We start from the raw sequence: 17004 nt of genomic DNA on the forward strand, positions 1-17004 counted from the left end.
CCGCCCGGCTACATCCTCGACTTGGCGTCGGTCAAGGCGGCGTCGATCTCGTTCCAGGTGCGCTGCACGATGTCGGCGACCGGCAGCAACTCTTGGATGCGCGACGACACCTGACCGGTGTTGGCCAGGCTGGCGTTCAGATCGCCGCCGAAGTAGAGCTCGGTGATCTTGCCGAGTAGCCGCGCGCCCGGTTCGTGACCCGCGACCCGCGACGCCAGCCCGGTCCGCAGGACGCGCATCGTCGGGTTGCCGGGGACGTCGAGCAGCACAGTGCCGGCATCGTCTGCCGTCACGATGGCGTCCTTGAAGTTCGCGTGCACGGCGGATTCGATGCTGGCCAGCATCCGGGTGCCCATCTGCACACCCTCGGCGCCGAGCACCAGCGCCGCGGCGGCCGACCGGGCGTCGCACATCCCGCCCGCCGCGATGATTGGTAAGTCGACGTTCTCCGCGACCAGAGGCAGCAGCACCATCGTCGACGCTCCGAGAAGCGATTTGAACCCACCGCCCTCGACGCCCTCGACCACCAGCGCGTCGACGCCGGCATCGGCGGCCTTGCGCGCGCCCTTGAGGGATCCCACGACGTGCACGACGGTCATGCCGGCGTCGTGCAGTCGCGCGGTGAACAACGCCGGGTCGCCCGCCGAGGTGAAGACGTGGCTCACTTCGGCCGCCGCCAGGGTGTCGACGATCGAAGGGTCGGCCTTCCAGCCCTGGATCATTAGGTTGGCCGCGACCGGCTTGTCGGTGAGGTCGCGCACCCGGTACAGGTCCGCGCGACCCTCGTCGGTCAGCGTCTCGATCATGCCCAGTCCGCCTGCCTCGGAGACCGCGGCGGCGAGTTCGGCGCGCGCGATATAGGTCATCGGCGCCTGCACGACGGGGAAGTCGACGCCGAGCAGTTCCTGGATTCGATTCGCCACCAGGTCATTCTGCGGACAGGCGTGCATCCTGTGAAATCACCCCCTAGCAACTTTTACATTGAGTGCTCTATGATTTGTCGGACCGACCCCGAGTGGCAGCGCAGCCCGAGAGGACGCCGATGGCCAAGCCGCCCCTGTCGATGAAGCCGACCGGATGGTTCCAGGTGGCGTGGTCGACCGAACTCGCGACCGGTGAGGTGCGGCGGATGAAGTACTTCGACCGCGAAATGATCGCGTGGCGAACGACATCCGGCCAGGCGGTGGTGATGGACGCTTACTGCGAGCACCTCGGGGCCCATCTGGGTTACGGCGGGCACGTGGAGGGCGAGGTCATCGAGTGCCCGTTCCACGGCTGGCAGTGGAACTCCGAGGGGCGCAACGTCTGCATCCCGTACCAGGAGCGACCGAACCGCGGGCGCCGCATCCGCAGTTATCCCGTCGCCGAGCGCAACGACTCCATCTACATCTGGCATGACGTCGAGGGACGCGCGCCCTATTTCGACGCGCCCGACATCTTCGGCGATTTTGGTGACTCCCGCACCGCGGCCGACTATTACCCGCCGATGACCCTCTTTCGCGAGGGACTCGAGATGCACCCGCAGTACGTCTTGGAGAACGGTGTCGATTTCGCGCACTTCAAGTTCGTGCACAGGACGCCTATCGTTCCGGTGTTCACGCGCCACGACTTCGCCGAACCGTGGTCGTACGTCGACTTCACCATCACGTTCGAAGGTGACGAGAACCAGTCGATCGACGACGTGCAGAGCGGCGTGGAGGCCATCAACGGCGGGTTGGGCATCGCGGTGACGAAGAGCTGGGGCATGGTGGACAACCGGACGATCTCGGCGATCACCCCCGTCGACGACCGCATGTCCGATGTTCGTTTCATGGTCTACATCGGCCGGACCCCCGGACGCGACGACGAACGGGCGGAGACCAAGGCCACCGAGTTCGGCGCCGAGGTCATCCGCCAGTTCGCCCAGGATGTGCACATCTGGTCGCACCAGCGTTATTCCGACCCGCCCGCGCTGGCGACGGCCGAATACGAGGGTTTCACCGCGCTGCGCAAATGGGCCACCCAGTTCTATCCCGACGGCCGTGGCAGCAACGCCGTGGAATCCGAATCCTCCCGTCCCGCAACGTCGTCCGAGAAAGGCCCGACCCGATGACCGCACAGCACGCCCGCCCAACACGTGTGTTTCAGGTTGCCACGGGAAACCTGGGAACCGAGATGATCAAGCGGATCGGTGAGCACCCGGACCTCGAGCTCGTCGGGCTGCACTGCTACACGCCGGAGAAGATCGGCCGTGACGCCGGCGATATCGTGGGCATCGACCCGATCGGGGTGACAGCGACCGGCACGGTCGAGGAGATCATCGCCGCCAAACCCGACGTGCTGACGTTTCACGGCGTGTTCCCCGACGAGGATCTCTACGTCAGGGTCCTCGAGGCGGGTATCAACATCGTCACCACCGCGGACTGGATCACCGGCTGGCACCGTGACACCAACCATCCGCATCCCTCGGGTAAGCCCGTTTCGCAACTCCTCGAAGAGGCCTGCCGCAAGGGCGGTTCGACGTTCTACGGCACCGGGATGAACCCCGGGCTCAACCAGATCCTCGGCGTCGTGTGTTCGGCGGACGTCGCCGAGATCGAAAACATCACCACCATCGAATCGGTCGACGTGTCGTGTCACCATTCGCGCGACACCTGGATCGAGGTCGGCTACGGTCAGCCCGTCGATGATCCCACGATCCCCGGCAAGCTGGAGAAGTACACCCGCGTGTTCGCCGACAGCGTGCTGATGATGGCCGACTGCTTCGACCTGATACTCGACGAGGTCAAGTTCAGCTACGAATTAGGCGCCTGCACAAAGGATGTGGACCTCGGCTGGTACCAGCTGCCGAAGGGCTCGCTTGGCGGCAACTACATCAAGTATCAGGGCATGGTCGACGGCGTACCGCGGGTGGAGACGCATCTGGAATGGCAGATGACCCCGCACACCGATCCGCACTGGGACATCAAGGGCTGCTACATCACGCAGATCAAGGGAGATCCGTGTGTGTACAACAAGCACATGATCTTCCCGAAGCCCGGCGTGGACCTGTCCAATCCCGAGGCCTTCGCATCCATCGGCATGACGGTCACGGGAATGCCTGCGCTGCACGCCATTCGGTCGGTGGTGGCCGCACCGCCGGGCTTGATCACCAGTGCCGACCTGCCGCTGCGCGGGTTCGCCGGTCGGTTCAAGAGGTAGGGCCGTGCCGCAGGCCGCCAACGTCGCGCCGCGTCGCCCGCCGAACGGCAAACAGGTCCGCGCAGATCGGACCCGCGCGATGGTCATCGAGGAGACGGTGCGCTGTGTCCTCGAGGAGGGTTTCGCCGCGGCGAGCGCCAAGCACATCACTGAACGTGCGGGTGTGACGTGGGGGGTCATCCAGTACCACTTCGGGGATCGCGACGGGCTGTTGATGGCCGTCGTCGACGAGGGCTTCGACCAGCTGGTGGCCTGCCTAAACAACGTCCAGACCGCGCTGGGGGAGCACCACGGACACGCGCGCACCGGGCTGGTGATCAACGCCGTCGCCGACGCCTTTCTGAGCCCGACATCCATTGCGGCACTTGAGATCCTGATCGCGACACGGACGGGCCGCGCGGACGCGCAGCAGCGTCACCTGGCGGAATTGTTCTCCACGCTGACCCGACTCGGCCGGTTCCTCGCCGAGGGTCTCGATCGCAAACACGCCGACGCGGTCGGCAACCTGATCTGGACCACGCTGATGGGTGCGATGGTGGCCCGGATGGCGGTCGAGAAACCGATCGACGTCGGCCGTGAGCTACGGGCGTTGACCGACGTCGTCACGGCGTACGTCGAACTTCAGCTTCAGGCCGCCGGGTAGCTCACCGCGGCCGGACGACGATCACCGGCGACGTGGCGGCCTGAGCCACCTTCGCCGCGACCGAGCCCAGAACCAGGCTGGAGAACCCGCCCCGGCCCCGACTGCCCACTACAACGAGCTGAGCGTCCTTCGACGCCTCGACGAGCCGGGTGGCCGGGTCGTCGCTGACGATGCGGCGCTGCACCTGCACGTCCGGATACCGTTCCTGCCAACCTGCGAGGCGCTCGGCGAGGATCCGATGCCCGGCGTCCTCGTAGCGTTCCCAGTCGCTGCCGATCGAGGGAAACGAAGCATCGCTCCACGCGTGCAGTGCGACGAGCGGCACGCCGCGCCTCGAGGCTTCGTCGAATGCCAGCGCGGTGGCCTCTTCGGAGGCCGGCGACCCGTCGACGCCGACCAGCACAGGCGCGGTGGCGTCGACGGCGGGTGCGTCATCGGTGCGCACGATCGCGATCGGCCCGCGTCCGTGATGCAGCAGGCCACTGCTGACCGATCCGAGGAAGGCCCGACCGAGAACACCGAGACCCCGGGAGCCGGACACGGTCATGTAGGCGTCGCGGGAGGCGGTGACGAGCGCCGAGGGCGCCGCGGCGTTCACGATCTCGGTCTCGATCGTCGGCACCTTGTCGCCGGCGGCGGCCTGTACCGTCTTCTGCGCCTGGGCGATGATGTCGCGGCCGTTCGACTCCATCGAATCGATGTAGCTGGCTTCGAGATACGCCACCGGCCAGGTCACCACGACAGGGGCGATCGCATGGAGCAGCCGGATCGGCTGGTCTCGCAGGACGGCTTCATGGGTCGCCCACCGGATGGCCACCTCCGAGTCCGGTGATCCGTCGACACCGACAAGAATTCCGCTCGGACCGGCGGCCATGGTCTTCTCCCTCCGCGACGCTGCGCTTACGGATCCGACGTTAATCGGCGAACCGTGGCACAGACAGGGCCTTTGGTCCCTTACAGCGACGCGCCGGGGTGTCAGGCCTTGGTCAGCTCCGCGTACCGGGTCACATGGAAGTCGGTGGTGCCGAACTCGTACTGCAGCGCGGTCAGCCGTTTGAAGTAGTGGCCGATCGCGAGCTCCTCGGTCATGCCCATGCCGCCGTGGAGTTGGACGGACTGCTGGCCGATGAAGCGCGCGGCCCGGCCAACGGTGGCCTTGGCCGCCGAGACGGCTCGTGCCCGTACCTCCGGCTCGGCCTCCAGGTTGAGCACCGCGAGGTAAGCGGCGGACACCGCCTGCTCGAGCTCCATGTACATGTCGACCATGCGGTGCTGCAACGCCTGGAAACTGCCGATCGGCTGACCGAACTGGTGCCGCTGCTTGGCGTACTCGACGGTGTCGGCCACCACCTTCCGCATGCACCCGACCGCTTCCGCGCAGACCGCGGCCGCACCTTCGTCGCAGGCCTGCGCCAGCGACGGCCACGCCCCGCCCTCCTCGCCGAGCAGCGCGTCCGCGGGAAGCCGCAGACCGTCGAACGTCAGGTCGGCGGCCCGGCGGTCGTCGATGGTGCGGTAGTGATGAGCCATAACGGCGTCGCCGGTCGAGCCCAGATCGACGAGGAACAGCGAGATTCCGTTGTCGGTGCGCGCGGTGACCAGAAGATGGGTCGCCAGGGGTGCGCTCGCGACGACGATCTTGGAGCCGCGCAGCACCCATCCGTCGCCGTCGCGTTCGGCGGTCGTCGCCACCTCCGCCCAGTGGTGTCCGGAAGCCTCCTCGGATGCGGCCAGCGCGACGATGGCCGTGCCCTCGACGATCCGCTCCAGCAGGGCCGAGGCCACCTCGCCGCCGGCGCGCTGCAGCAGACCGCCGGAGACGACCACCGTGTCGACATACGGTTCGACCACCAACGCCTGCCCCAGCGCCTCGGCGATGACCATCACCTCCACGGGCCCGCCGCCGATTCCCCCGAGCTCCTCCGGAAGTGCGGCGCCCAGGATTCCGAGCTCGTTGGCGAAGCCGGCCCAGATGTCGGGTTGCCATCCGGCGCCCGTCTTGGCCGCGGTGCGGCTCGACTCGAGGTCGTAGCGGCTCGACAAGAACTTGTTCAAGCCGTCGCGCAGCAGTTCCTGTTCCTTGGTCAGGTTGAAGTCCATTCCAAGCCCCCTCAGAGTCCCAGCGCCGCTTTGGCCAGGATGTTGCGCTGAATCTCGTTGCTGCCGGCGTAGATCGAGCCGGCCCGGTCGTTGAAGTAGCGCAAGGGTGCGACGGCCTGCCACGGCTCACCGCTGAGGTAGCCGTCCGACGGCGGCTCGAAATCCGCGATCGGGCCGCCGGGGCAGGTGGCGTGCGGCTGGTAGACCCGGGCCCGCGGGCCGGCCGCTTCCATCGCGAGTTCGGTGATGGCCTGGCTCAATTCGGTCGCCAGCACCTTGAGCATCGACGAGGCCGCGCCGGGGTTCTTCCCCTCGGCCACCGTCGCCAGCACCCGGTACTCGAGGATCTCGAGCACCTCGGTGCGGATCCGGGCGTCGGCGAGCTTGCGGGCGAAGGCCGGGTCGTCGATCAGTCGGCCCCCGCCGGGTCCGGGTTGGTTCGCCGCGACCGTCGCGATCTCCTGCGCCATCACCTGCAGTCCCGGCGACGACGCGCCGCCGCCGCGCTCGAACTCCAGCAGGTACTTCGCGACCGTCCAACCGTCGTCGATCTTTCCCAGGACGTTCGATTTGGACACCCGCACCTCGTCGAAGAAGACCTGGTTTTGAACCTCTTCTCCCGATGTCATCACCAGTGGCCGGATCTCGATGCCGGGGGAGGACATGTCGATGAGGACGAACGTGATTCCCTGCTGCTTCTTCTGCGTTCTCGACGTGCGCACCAGCGCGAACATCCAGTTGGCTTCGCGGGCGTGCGTCGTCCAGATCTTGCTGCCCGTGCAGACCAGGTCGTCCCCGTCGTCGACGGCCGCCATCGACAGGGCGGCCAGATCGGACCCTGCCTCGGGTTCGGAGTAGCCCTGACAGAAGAAGACCTCGCCGGTGAGGATGCGCGGTAGGAAGAAGTCCTTCTGCGCGTCGGTGCCGAATTTGATCAGGGCATGGGCGACCATGCGGATGCCCATCGGCGACAGCGACGGCGCACCTGCGAGCGTGGATTCCCGGCTGAAGATGTAGTGCTGGGTCAGGCTCCAGTCGCAACCGCCGTGCTCGACCGGCCAGGCCGGCGCGGCCCAACCCCGTTCGTGCAGGATCCGCTGCCACTCCATGCTCGCGTCGTGATCGGCGTACACGCTGGTCATGAGACGGCCGGCGCGGCGCAGCTCCGGCGTCAGCTTCTCGTCGAGGAAGCTGCGCACCTCGTCACGAAACGCCGCGTCGGCGGGCGACCATCTGAGGTCCATCGTCCATCCCCTGTCTCTTGACGATCTACACAGTAAACCTAGTTCACTATGTGCCCGTGCGGGGGCGCTCAAGTGAACGGCCGCTCTGCGCGGAAATTGTGGATCGGGCAGGCTGCGGCGACGGGGGCATAACTGAATCAATGGAGCGACGACGAGACGGTCGGGTTGCCAAGTTACCGACGGCTGTTCTCGGGGAGTTGCGGATTAGCGTCTCCAAGCCGGACAGTCTGCGCGCCAGTACCTCATCGAACCGCTGACCGCGCTCGTCTTTGCGGAATTCGGCGACGCCGAGGCCAATACGTCTGTAGAGCGGAAGTGAAAAGTACATCGCCCCCATGGTCACCGCCGCCTCGGTGAGAATGTCATCCAGATGATTCATCACCACAGTCGATGAATTCATTGCAGTTAGCTGAGTGTCACTGCGGCGGCCGACCGTTCTTCTGCAACGTTGTTCCTCTGGCAAGCTTTTCGCCTGACATCGCTAGGATTCCGCGCATCGGACTCTTGTGTCCGGCACGCCCACCTTGCGCGATAGTTAGGCCCCCATAACATCCGAAAAGTTTGTAGAGTACTGGGGTGATGACTTCCGGTTCGTGGCAGCACGCGGCGCCACTCTCCGGTTTCACAGTGCCGCAGATATCCCGTCGCCGCCGCAGTCGCATCTGCGCACGCTCGCGGGAATTGCTACCCATCGCGTTGCCCCTGCCCCGCCAGGCAAACTCTTCACCCTCTCTTTCGGGCAATGGCAACTTCTCGCGGGTCTGCGAATCGTCGCGTTATGGCGCGGCCGCAGCTTCGTAAACTTTACTGCAGTCGAAGCGGCCTGGGAGAAGTTAACGGTGGAGTGGGACGACGAAGTCGACGTGGTATGTGTCGGCACCGGCGCGGCCGGGCTGGCTCACGCCATCGCGCTCTGCAATTTCGGCGGTGAGGTGTTCCTCGCCGACCGGGGCGCAGGCGAGCGCAATTGGCTTGGAAGGTATTCGGCCGATCCGTGCACGCGGCGTTTCTTCGCCGAGATGACATCCGATCTCGGTTCGCCGCGCCGGCAGTCTGACAATTTCGGCGTGCCGACCCGTGCCGTACCGTCGCGCGCACCCGCCGAGGCGGGGCGGATGGTTGCGCCGTTCGTCGGCGCGCGCCTGCGCGAATGGGCGGCGCAATGCCTGGCGACCCCGTTCGGCTACCTCTCGACGCGGCTGCCAGATTGGAGCGCGACAACCGTACAGGCGTCGGATGGCCAGATCCTGGAGGTCGTCGACATCGGCGCGTTGGCCGCCGATTCCGGGGACCTGGTCGGCTCCGTGTTCGACTTGCTCAATAAGGGAGTTGCCACCCGCGGCGTCGAGATGCACGCAGACCATGCGCTGCAACGCTTGGTGTTCGAGGAAGGGGTCGCGGTCGGCGCCGTGTTCATGACGCCCGCGGGTCCGAAGGCGGTCCGCGCCCGGGACGGTGTCACGGTGACGAGCGGCGCCCCGCAGCTTCCACAGACCGGTCGTCGGGCGGTGTCGGGTGACATCCTGCGGGTGTGCCTCGTCGGGCAGCGCGCCAGTAGGTTCGGCAGATTAGAGGTGCTCATCTCCGAACCGCTCGCACTGTCGGGCTCGATGTGCCATGCGCGCAGTCGCCGCTTACACACAGACCTCCGCCGCGGGACGGTCCGTCATTCAGGGTCGTGGCGATGCGGCAATTTGCACGGGTATCCGTCCCTGGGCGAGTGACGATTCCGTCTCGCCGCGGCTCTGGGCTCAAAAGGATGCCCGTAGGCGCCGGCTTCCGTGCCTAAGTAGGGTGCGGGTTAACCGTTCGGCTTCATGCCCTCGCCGACCAGTCGGTGATCACCGCGCGCGAACCTCTTCCTCGAGCGCGGAGATGACGAGATCGCCGGCGTGTACGCACAACTCCCGAACGAAGCCTCTGTAGATCTTCAGCGTGTCGACGCGCAGGTACTTCAGGTGTGACTGTCGGTTCCGGTCGAAAAGTGAGCAGGTAGTTCCGGAGCAGGCTGCTCAGAATTCAACCGGGGCCCGACAGTGACGAGACGCTGTAAAGACTGGTCGCTGCTGATCACATGTGGATTTCCCACATCCGTCTGAGTATCTCGCCGAGAGAGCTGTTTTATTACCAGGAAGCGTGGTGATCTTGTTGTAAAAAGGTCCGTTGTCGAAACGAAAACGATACGGCCGAGAACTGCTCGTCCGGTTGCCAGCTAATTGGAGATCCGCGCATTGGCGGACCCCTCCGGATTGGAATATGCGTCAGCGGATTCGGGTGCCGAACCGCGCGATGCGGGTTTTTCTCATGCGCCGCCGACCGCTGAGTGACACCCTTTAGGAGTGGACGGGGAGTATCCCAGTCCGGGTGCCGGAAACCTACCCGTCAAGGATATGGGCAGGTTGTTGCTGCGCTGCGTGGACCGTCCGGGGCTGGTGGCGGCCGTCAGCGCGTTCCTCGCCGAAGCCGGCGCGAACATCGTCTCGCTCGATCAGCATGCGACCGAACAGGCGGGCGGCACGTTCATGCAGCGCACCATATTTCACCTGCCGGGCTTGACCGCGGTGCGCGATTCGCTCGAGCACGAGTTCGCTGAGCGAGTGGCAATACCTTTCGGTATGGATTTTCGCCTCACCGAGGCTGCGAAGCCGAAACGTGTGGCGATCATGGCGTCGAAGGAAGATCACTGCCTTCTCGACCTGCTGTGGCGCAACCGCCGCGGTGAGCTCGACATGTCGGTGGCCATGGTGGTCGCGAACCATCCCGACCTCGCGGATCAGGTCCGGCCGTTCTCCGTTCCGTACATTCACGTACCGGCCAGTAAGGACATCCGCGACGAGGCTGAGCGGCGCCAGCTCGAGTTGCTGAGGGGCAACGTAGACCTCGTCGTGCTCGCGCGCTACATGCAGATCCTCACGCCGCGGTTCATCGCGGAGGTGGGATGCCCGTTGATCAACATCCACCATTCGTTCCTGCCCGCCTTCATCGGCGCGGCGCCATACCGACGGGCCAAGGAGCGCGGTGTCAAGCTCGTGGGCGCGACGGCGCATTACGTGACCGAAGACCTCGACGAGGGCCCGATCATCGAACAGGATGTCGTGCGGGTGGACCATCGGCACAGCGTGGAGGATCTGATCCGCCTCGGATCGGATGTGGAACGCGTTGTTCTGTCCCGAGCGGTGCTGTGGCACTGTGAGGATCGCATCATCCGATTCGGCAACCAGACCGTCGTCTTTTAGCCGGGTCCCGCAGCCGGTACGAAGGAGAAGTAGTGAAGAAGTTCAGCGACCTCGACGAGCTCATCGCGGCCGAGGGCGACCAGCTCGGTCCCACGGAATGGCTCGAAGTCACCCAGGACCGCGTCAACCTGTTCGCCGACGCGACCGAGGATCATCAGTGGATCCACGTCGACCCGGAGAAGGCCGCGAACGGACCGTTCGGCGGGACCATCGCCCACGGCCTGCTGACACTGTCGCTGCTTCCGCACTTCTCGCATCAGCTCTACACCGTCGGCAACGTGACGATGGCGATCAACTACGGCTACAACAAGGTTCGTTTCATCACGCCGGTGAAGGTCGGCGCCAAGATCCGCGCCAGGGCGGAGCTGACCAAGATCGACCAGCTCGACGGCGCCGTGCAGTCGACGATGACCACGACGATCGAGATCGAGGGTTCGGAGAAGCCGGCCGCGGTCGCGGAGTCGATCGTGCGCTTCATCCGGTAGGGGCTTTTTTATCGCGAGCAGACGTGAACCTGCCCATTTTCGCGCGAAATTGGGCAGATTTGCGTCTTGTCGTCAGTACTGGGTGGAGCCCTGATCCACCGGGATGGCCGTCGCCGTCAGGTGTTTCGAGTCATCGCTGGCCAGCCAGCAGACCACGTCGGCGACGTCCTCGGGCTCGAGGATCCACGTCGGCAGGAACGGCGTCATCATGTGCTGGAGCTGGGGATTGGTCTCCATCACCTTGCCGATCGCGGCGATCATGTCGCCGGAACCCATCGCGGTGTTCACCGGACCGGGATGCACGCTGTTGACGCGGATCGAGTGCTTGCCGAGTTCGGCGGCGAGAGCGCGGGCCATGCCGGTGACGGCGTGCTTACTGGCTGTGTAGTGAATCATGAACGGCTGCAACTTGATTCCTGCGGCCGAGCTGATCAGGATGATCGACCCGCCCCGGCCGCCGTCGATGATGTGCTGCGCGCCGGCCCGTACGGTGTTGAAGGTACCCGTGACGTTGATGTCCATCACGTCGCGGAAGTCCTCCGAGGCGATCTCGTTCCACACCTGCGGGGGCGAGATACCCGCGTTTGCGACGATCACATCGAGGCGGCCGAACGCGGCGACCCCCTCGGCGACAACGTCGTTCAAGGTTTCGGCGTCCCGGACGTCGGCCTGCGCGGTGAGGATGCGGCGACCGATGGCCTCTACCAGCCGGGCGGTCTCGGCGAGGTCCTCCGGGGTCGCGTGGTCGTACGGCACGCAGTCGGGCAGCTTCCCGGCGATGTCGACGGCGATGATGTCGGCGCCCTCGTTGGCCATCCGGACGGCGTGCGCGCGCCCCTGACCCCGCGCGGCGCCGGTGATGAATGCGACCCTGTCGGTCAGCCTCTTGCTCATGCACGTTCCTTCTGCGCCGCCTTGACGAGGTTCGACCCGATGATGAGTCGCTGGATTTCGCTGGTGCCCTCGTAGAGCCGCAGCAGCCGGACGTCGCGATAGATGCGCTCGACGGGAACCTCCCGCATGTAGCCACTGCCGCCATGGATCTGGACCGCGAGATCGGCCACCTCGCCAGCCATTTCGGTGCAGAACAACTTCGCTGCCGACGGCGCCAGCCGACGGTCCTCACCGGTCACCCACTGGCGCGCGGTGTCTCGGACCAGTGCGCGGCCGGCCATGACGCCGGTCTGCTGGTCGGCGAGCATCGCCTGCACCAGCTGAAAGTTGCCGATCGGCGTGCCGCCCTGCGTTGCGGTCGCAGCGTAGGAGATCGATTCGTCGAGCGCGCGCTGCGCGGCGCCGACGGCCAGCGCGGCGATGTGGACACGTCCGCGCGCCAACGAGATCATCGCGGCGCGGTATCCGATGTCCTCGCTGCCGCCGACGAGCGCTTCTGCGGGCACTCGAACGTCGTCCAAGCTGACGTCGGCGGTCCACGCGCCTTCCTGTCCCATCTTCGCGTCCTTGGTGCCGACCTGGACTCCGGCGGTGTCGGCGGGCACCAGGAACACGGCGATGCCCGCACCGTCCGCGTCGGCTGGGCGGCTGCGGGCGAACACGACGAACAGGTCGGCGGTCGGGGCGTTGGTGATGAACCGCTTCTGGCCCGTGATCACCCAATCGGTGTTGTTTCCGGAGCCTTGCCGAACAGCTTTGGTTCGCAGGCCGGAGGGGTTGGACCCCGCGCCGGGTTCGGTCAGCGCGAACGATGCGACGACGTCGCCGGTGGCCATCGGTTCGAGCCAGCGCGCCTTCTGCTCGTCGGTGCCGAAGCCGACCAGCACCTGGCCGGCGATGCCGTTGTTGGTGCCGAACATCGAGCGCAGGGCCAGCGAGGTGTATCCGAGCTCCATAGCGAGCTCGACGTCCTGCGACAGGTTCAGACCCAGTCCGCCCCAGTCCTGCGGGATCGCGTACCCGAACAGCCCCATCTTCTTGGTCTGTTCGCGAAGGTCGTCGGGCACCCGGTCGCCGGCCAGGATCTCCTGCTCACGGGGGATCACCGCGGTCCGTACGAAGTGACGGGTCTGCGCCAGGATCTCCTGGAAGTCCTCGTCGCTGACTTCGGACGTCGTCATCCTGCTCCTTCTCCTTCGCCGTCTCCGTTCGGCAGCCGCGATGCCAGTCCGCCGGGGGGTGGTGCGCACCGAACTCGCGCGATCATATATGAAATATGATGTTCGACTGACGCGGCCCCGAACGGGCCTGACCAGGGGAAGGGCGTGATCAAGTGTCGCTGTTGACCGGACAGACGGCGGTCGTCACCGGAGGTGCACAAGGTCTGGGATACGCGATCGCCGAGCGGTTCGTGGCCGAGGGCGCGCGCGTGGTGCTGGGCGATCTCGACCTGTCCGCCACCGAGGAGGCGGCCAAGCGACTCGGCGGCGAGGATGCCGCGATCGCGGTGCGCAGCGACGTCACCAAGACCGATGAGGTCGACGCCCTGGTCGCCGCGGCGGTGGAGCGGTTCGGCGGTCTCGACATCATGGTCAACAACGCCGGGATCACCCGCGACGCAACGCTTCGCAAGATGACCGAGGAGCAGTTCGACCAAGTCATCGCCGTGCACATGAAGGGTACGTGGAACGGCCTGAAGGCGGCCGCCCCGATCATGCGGGAGAACAAGCGCGGCGCGATCATCAACATGTCGTCGATCTCGGGCAAGGTCGGCCTCGTCGGGCAGACCAACTATTCGGCGGCCAAGGCGGGCATCGTCGGCATGACCAAAGCGGCGGCCAAGGAGCTGGCTCATCTTGGCGTGCGGGTCAACGCGATTCAGCCCGGGTTGATCCGCTCGGCGATGACGGAGGCCATGCCGCAACGGATCTGGGACGCCAAACTTGCCGAGGTGCCGATGGGCCGGGCCGGCGAACCCGACGAGGTCGCGAAGGTTGCGCTGTTTCTGGCCAGCGATTTGTCGTCGTACATGACCGGCACGGTGCTCGAGGTCACCGGCGGGAGGTACGTCTGATGCGTGAGGCCGTCATCTGCGAACCGGTGCGTACGCCGATCGGCCGCTACGGCGGCATGTTCAAGTCGCTGACCGCCGTCGACCTCGGTGTCACCGCGCTCAAGGGACTCCTCGATCGCACCGGAATCGACCCCGTCGCAGTCGAAGACGTGATCCTCGGACACTGCTATCCCAGCAGCGAGGCGCCCGCGATCGGACGCGTCGTGGCGCTCGACGCCGGCCTGCCGGTCACCGTGCCCGGTATGCAGGTCGACCGGCGGTGTGGCTCGGGTCTGCAGGCCGTCATCCAGGCGTGCATGCAGGTCGCCAGCGGTGACAACGACGTCGTGGTGGCCGGCGGCGCCGAGAGCATGAGCAACGTGACGTTCTACTCGACCGACATCCGGTGGGGGTCCAAGTCGGGCGGCATCATGTTGCACGACTCGCTGGCCCGCGGACGCACGACCGCCGGCGGCCGACACCATCCGGTGCCCGGCGGCATGCTCGAGACTGCGGAGAACCTGCGCAAGCAGTACAACATCTCGCGTCAAGAGCAGGACGAACTCGCCGCGACGTCGCATCGGCGCGCGGTGGCCGCGCAGAAGGACGGCATTCTGGCCGAGGAGATAGTGCCGGTCGTAGTACGCACCCGTCAGGGCGAGGAGACCGTCGACACCGACGAACACCCGCGACCGGACACCTCCGTGGAATCGCTGGCGAAGCTCAAACCCGTTCTCGGCAAGCAGGATCCGGAGGCGACGGTCACCGCTGGCAATGCGAGCGGTCAGAACGACGCGGCGTCGATGTGCGTGGTGACCACCCGCGAGAAGGCCGAGGAGCTGGGTCTGACTCCGCTGTTGCGACTGGTGTCGTGGGGTTCGGCGGGTGTGGCGCCCAACGTCATGGGCATCGGACCCGTGCCCGCCACCGAGGCTGCGTTGGGCAAGGCGGGGCTGACGCTCAGCGATATCGACCTGATCGAGCTGAACGAGGCCTTCGCGGCGCAGGCGCTCGCGGTGATGCGGGAGTGGAACTTCGGTGACGCCGATCGCGAGCGCACGAATGTGCACGGTTCGGGAATCTCGCTCGGACATCCCGTCGGCGCGACGGGTGGGCGCATGCTGGCGACCCTGGCGCGCGAGCTGACGAGGCGCGGCGCCCGCTACGGCCTGGAGACCATGTGCATCGGCGGGGGCCAGGGGCTGGCTGCGGTGTTCGAAAGGGTGGGCGCATGACGGCCAAGCGAGAAGCGAGGCGGGGTCGCGCATGACTAAGCTCGCTCAGACGGTCGGCCTGACCGATGTGCAGAACGAAATCCTTGCTACCGTGCGGCAATTCGTCGAGAAGGAGATCATCCCGAACGCGCCGGAGTTCGAGAAGACCGACACCTACCCCCAGGCCATCGTCGATGCGATGAAGGAGATGGGGCTGTTCGGGCTGATGATCCCCGAGGAGTACGGTGGCCTCGGTGAATCGCTGCTCACTTACGCGCTGTGCGTCGAGGAGTTGGCGCGCGGGTGGATGAGCATCTCGGGCGTGCTCAACACCCACTTCATCGTCGCCTACATGCTGCGCCAGCACGGCACCGATGCGCAGAAGCAGTATTACCTTCCGCGGATGGCGACAGGGGAGACGCGCGGCGCATTCTCGATGTCCGAACCCGAGTTGGGGTCCGACGTCGCCGCGATCCGCACACGCGCCACCCGCAACGACGACGGCACGTACCGGATCGACGGCCAGAAGATGTGGCTGACCAACGGCGGTACGTCGACGCTGGTCGCCGTGCTGGTCCGCACGGACGAGGGCGCCGACAAACCGCACCGCAACCTGACGGCGTTCCTGGTCGAGAAGCCGGTCGGCTACGGCGAAGTCGCGCCGGGGCTGACGATACCGGGCAAGCTGGACAAGCTCGGCTACAAGGGCATCGACACGACCGAGCTGATCTTCGACGGCTACGTGGCCAAGGCCGACGACATCCTGGGCGAGGCGCCGGGGCAGGGCTTCTTCCAGATGATGGACGGCATCGAGGTCGGCCGGGTCAACGTCTCGGCGCGGGCCTGCGGCGTGGGCATCCGCGCCTTCGAACTCGCCGTGCGCTACGCCCAGCAGCGGCAGACGTTCGGGAAGCCGATCTCCGAGCACCAGGCCATCGCGTTCCAGATTGCCGAGATGGCAACGAAAGTCGAGGCGGCGCACCTGATGATGGTGAACGCCGCGCGGTTGAAGGATTCCGGGGAGCGCAACGACGTCGCCGCGGGAATGGCGAAGTACCTGGCGAGCGAATTCTGCTCGGAGGTCACCCAGCAGAGTTTCCGGATCCACGGCGGCTACGGGTATTCGAAAGAGTACGAGATCGAACGCCTGATGCGCGATGCGCCGTTCCTGCTGATCGGCGAGGGTACGAGCGAGATTCAGAAGAACATCATCAGCAAGCGGTTGCTCGCCGACTATCAGGTGTGACGGTGACAGCGCCCCAATTTGCCTTTCGGCCTCAACTCGCCGAGGACGTCGCCCGTTTCGTGCGCAAGCGCATCTTCGACGGCACCTACGCCGCCGGCGAGTACGTACGGCTGGATCAACTGGCCGCCGAACTCGGCATCAGCGTCACCCCGGTCCGCGAGGCGCTGTTCGAGTTGAAGGCAGAAGGGCTGCTCGCCCAGCAGCCGCGCCGCGGCTTCGTCGTATTGCCGGTGACCGGACGCGATCTCACCGACGTGTCGAACGTGCAGGCCTACATCGGCGGTGAGCTGGCGGCGCGGGCGGCGGCCAACATCTCCGACGAGCAACTGCGCGACCTCAAGCAGATCCAGACCGACCTCGAAGCGGCGTACGCGGCCGCCGACGACGAGCGTGCGGTCCGGCTCAACCACGAGTTCCACCGCGCGATCAACGTGGCCGCGGATTCCCCGAAGCTGGCCCAGCTGATGTCGCAGATCACCCGGTACGCACCGGAGTCGGTGTATCCGGCCATCGCGGGCTGGCCGGAGAGGTCGAACGATCACCACCGGCGGCTCTTGGCCGCGCTGGAGCAGCACGATGCGAACCGCGCCCGCGCCGAGATGTCGGAGCACCTCGCGGCCGGTGCGGAGCCGCTGATCGAGCACCTCACCGAGCGCGGCGTGGTCACCTGATCCCCGCGAGCGGCATGGTCACCTGATCCCGCGAGCAG

General features: G+C 66.1%; 16 protein-coding genes. 10 read left to right on the forward strand and 6 right to left on the reverse strand.

All coding sequences use genetic code 11. The annotated features are described in order from the left end of the window. Positions 1 to 8: 8 nt before the first annotated feature. Positions 9 to 950 (reverse strand): NAD(P)H-dependent flavin oxidoreductase, encoded by a 942-nt coding sequence (locus A5650_RS05620; RefSeq protein ID WP_067287311.1) that lies wholly within the window; start codon positions 948 to 950, stop codon positions 9 to 11. A 92-nt stretch (positions 951 to 1042) separates the two neighbouring features. On the opposite strand from A5650_RS05620, the gene A5650_RS05625 reads away from it, so the two are divergent. The 3 genes from A5650_RS05625 to A5650_RS05635 are packed head-to-tail and all read left to right on the forward strand — an operon-like array spanning position 1043 to position 3823. Beyond that, complete coding sequence (locus tag A5650_RS05625; protein ID WP_067287314.1) at positions 1043 to 2092, forward strand: Rieske 2Fe-2S domain-containing protein; 1050 nt, start codon at positions 1043 to 1045, stop codon at positions 2090 to 2092. Continuing rightward, positions 2089 to 3180, forward strand: coding sequence for an NAD(P)H-dependent amine dehydrogenase family protein (locus A5650_RS05630; RefSeq protein ID WP_067287317.1), 1092 nt, complete (start codon positions 2089 to 2091; stop codon positions 3178 to 3180). The genes A5650_RS05625 and A5650_RS05630 overlap by 4 nt, the downstream gene beginning before the upstream one ends. A 4-nt stretch (positions 3181 to 3184) precedes the next feature. Continuing rightward, positions 3185 to 3823, forward strand: coding sequence for a TetR/AcrR family transcriptional regulator (locus tag A5650_RS05635; RefSeq protein ID WP_067287320.1), 639 nt, complete (start codon positions 3185 to 3187; stop codon positions 3821 to 3823). A gap of 1 nt (position 3824) precedes the next feature. On the opposite strand, the gene A5650_RS05640 is transcribed toward A5650_RS05635, so the two are convergent. From A5650_RS05640 to A5650_RS05650, 3 genes are all read right to left on the reverse strand, one after another. Next, entirely contained in the window at positions 3825 to 4697 is an 873-nt protein-coding gene (locus tag A5650_RS05640; protein ID WP_067287324.1) for a universal stress protein, read from the reverse strand. 101 nt (positions 4698 to 4798) lie between these two features. After that, positions 4799 to 5923, reverse strand: a complete 1125-nt coding sequence (locus A5650_RS05645) for an acyl-CoA dehydrogenase family protein (protein WP_067287327.1) — start codon at positions 5921 to 5923, stop codon at positions 4799 to 4801. Between the two features lie 11 nt (positions 5924 to 5934). Continuing rightward, positions 5935 to 7167 carry an acyl-CoA dehydrogenase family protein gene (locus A5650_RS05650; RefSeq protein ID WP_067287329.1) on the reverse strand — a complete coding sequence of 411 codons (1233 nt, stop codon included), beginning with the start codon at positions 7165 to 7167 and terminating at the stop codon, positions 5935 to 5937. Between the two features lie 593 nt (positions 7168 to 7760). Here A5650_RS05650 and A5650_RS05655 point away from each other — a divergent pair. The 3 genes from A5650_RS05655 (at position 7761) to A5650_RS05665 (ending at position 10888) form a co-directional block, all read left to right on the forward strand. Then, entirely contained in the window at positions 7761 to 8891 is a 1131-nt protein-coding gene (locus tag A5650_RS05655) for an FAD-dependent oxidoreductase (protein WP_231992546.1), read from the forward strand. Positions 8892 to 9557: 666 nt separating this feature from the next. After that, complete coding sequence (gene purU / locus A5650_RS05660; RefSeq protein ID WP_067287480.1) at positions 9558 to 10403, forward strand: formyltetrahydrofolate deformylase; 846 nt, start codon at positions 9558 to 9560, stop codon at positions 10401 to 10403. Between the two features lie 32 nt (positions 10404 to 10435). Then, the gene (locus A5650_RS05665; protein WP_067287335.1) at positions 10436 to 10888 is read left to right on the forward strand and encodes a MaoC family dehydratase; all 453 of its coding nucleotides are present in this window, start codon (positions 10436 to 10438) and stop codon (positions 10886 to 10888) included. Positions 10889 to 10960: 72 nt separating this feature from the next. Here A5650_RS05665 and A5650_RS05670 read toward each other — a convergent pair whose 3' ends face one another. Next, positions 10961 to 11782 (reverse strand): mycofactocin-coupled SDR family oxidoreductase, encoded by an 822-nt coding sequence (locus tag A5650_RS05670; RefSeq protein ID WP_067287339.1) that lies wholly within the window; start codon positions 11780 to 11782, stop codon positions 10961 to 10963. Further along, positions 11779 to 12963, reverse strand: coding sequence for an acyl-CoA dehydrogenase family protein (locus A5650_RS05675; RefSeq protein ID WP_067287342.1), 1185 nt, complete (start codon positions 12961 to 12963; stop codon positions 11779 to 11781). The genes A5650_RS05670 and A5650_RS05675 overlap by 4 nt, the downstream gene beginning before the upstream one ends. Before the next feature lie 152 nt (positions 12964 to 13115). Here A5650_RS05675 and fabG point away from each other — a divergent pair, with 152 nt between their 5' ends. The 4 genes from fabG to A5650_RS05695 are packed head-to-tail and all read left to right on the forward strand — an operon-like array spanning position 13116 to position 16966. Then, on the forward strand, positions 13116 to 13856 hold the full coding sequence (fabG, locus tag A5650_RS05680) for a 3-oxoacyl-ACP reductase FabG (RefSeq protein WP_067287345.1): 741 nt from the start codon (positions 13116 to 13118) through the stop codon (positions 13854 to 13856). Further along, positions 13856 to 15070, forward strand: coding sequence for an acetyl-CoA C-acetyltransferase (locus A5650_RS05685; protein WP_067287348.1), 1215 nt, complete (start codon positions 13856 to 13858; stop codon positions 15068 to 15070). Before fabG ends, A5650_RS05685 begins: the two co-directional genes overlap by 1 nt. 31 nt (positions 15071 to 15101) lie before the next feature. Further along, positions 15102 to 16295 carry an acyl-CoA dehydrogenase family protein gene (locus tag A5650_RS05690; protein WP_067287351.1) on the forward strand — a complete coding sequence of 398 codons (1194 nt, stop codon included), beginning with the start codon at positions 15102 to 15104 and terminating at the stop codon, positions 16293 to 16295. A gap of 2 nt (positions 16296 to 16297) precedes the next feature. Next, positions 16298 to 16966, forward strand: coding sequence for a GntR family transcriptional regulator (locus A5650_RS05695; RefSeq protein WP_067287354.1), 669 nt, complete (start codon positions 16298 to 16300; stop codon positions 16964 to 16966). Positions 16967 to 17004: the final 38 nt, after the last annotated feature.

The sequence above is a fragment of the Mycobacterium sp. 1164985.4 genome, assembly GCF_001668575.1.
GTDB lineage: Bacteria > Actinomycetota > Actinomycetes > Mycobacteriales > Mycobacteriaceae > Mycobacterium.

Excerpts from the sequence above, each read along its gene's own strand:
- A5650_RS05685 (WP_067287348.1), top strand. The coding sequence starts at position 13,856 with ATGCGTGAGGCCGTCATCTGCGAACCGGTGCGTACGCCGATCGGCCGC.
- purU (WP_067287480.1), top strand. The coding sequence starts at position 9,558 with ATGGGCAGGTTGTTGCTGCGCTGCGTGGACCGTCCGGGGCTGGTGGCG.
- A5650_RS05625 (WP_067287314.1), top strand. The coding sequence starts at position 1,043 with ATGGCCAAGCCGCCCCTGTCGATGAAGCCGACCGGATGGTTCCAGGTG.
- A5650_RS05650 (WP_067287329.1), bottom strand. The coding sequence starts at position 7,167 with ATGGACCTCAGATGGTCGCCCGCCGACGCGGCGTTTCGTGACGAGGTG.
- A5650_RS05630 (WP_067287317.1), top strand. The coding sequence starts at position 2,089 with ATGACCGCACAGCACGCCCGCCCAACACGTGTGTTTCAGGTTGCCACG.
- A5650_RS05645 (WP_067287327.1), bottom strand. The coding sequence starts at position 5,923 with ATGGACTTCAACCTGACCAAGGAACAGGAACTGCTGCGCGACGGCTTG.
- A5650_RS05640 (WP_067287324.1), bottom strand. The coding sequence starts at position 4,697 with ATGGCCGCCGGTCCGAGCGGAATTCTTGTCGGTGTCGACGGATCACCG.
- A5650_RS05690 (WP_067287351.1), top strand. The coding sequence starts at position 15,102 with ATGACTAAGCTCGCTCAGACGGTCGGCCTGACCGATGTGCAGAACGAA.
- A5650_RS05620 (WP_067287311.1), bottom strand. The coding sequence starts at position 950 with ATGCACGCCTGTCCGCAGAATGACCTGGTGGCGAATCGAATCCAGGAA.
- A5650_RS05675 (WP_067287342.1), bottom strand. The coding sequence starts at position 12,963 with ATGACGACGTCCGAAGTCAGCGACGAGGACTTCCAGGAGATCCTGGCG.
- A5650_RS05670 (WP_067287339.1), bottom strand. The coding sequence starts at position 11,782 with ATGAGCAAGAGGCTGACCGACAGGGTCGCATTCATCACCGGCGCCGCG.